This window comes from Thiocapsa sp. (genome assembly GCF_011390875.1).
Taxonomy (GTDB): Bacteria; Pseudomonadota; Gammaproteobacteria; order Chromatiales; family Chromatiaceae; genus Thiocapsa.
In genome coordinates, this window is sequence record NZ_JAABRP010000065.1 from 1 (window position 1) to 356 (window position 356).

Annotated in this window: 1 pseudogene; it reads left to right on the forward strand. The window is 61.8% G+C overall.

From position 1 onward, the window contains the following. A pseudogene (locus GPT33_RS07235) lies at positions 1–356 on the forward strand (NADH-quinone oxidoreductase subunit F); the annotation flags it as partial.

The following is a 356-nucleotide window of genomic DNA, read 5'->3' on the forward strand; positions in this document are numbered from 1 at the left end:
CTGATCGAGGGTATGGCGATCGCCGGCTACTGTATCGGCGCGACCGTCGGCTACAACTATATCCGCGGCGAGTTCTACGAGCCGATCGAACGGTGCGAGGAGGCCATTCGCGAGGCTTACGCAGCGGGCTTGTTGGGCAAGGATATTCAGGGATCGGGTGTCGATTTCGACCTCTTCAACCATCTCGGCGCCGGTGCCTACATCTGCGGCGAAGAGACGGCACTCTTGGAGTCGATCGAGGGCAAGAAGGGACAGCCGCGCTTTAAGCCGCCCTTCCCGGCCCAGTTCGGTCTGTACGGGCGTCCGACCACCATCAACAACACCGAGTCGCTGGCCTCGATCCCGGTCATCCTGGA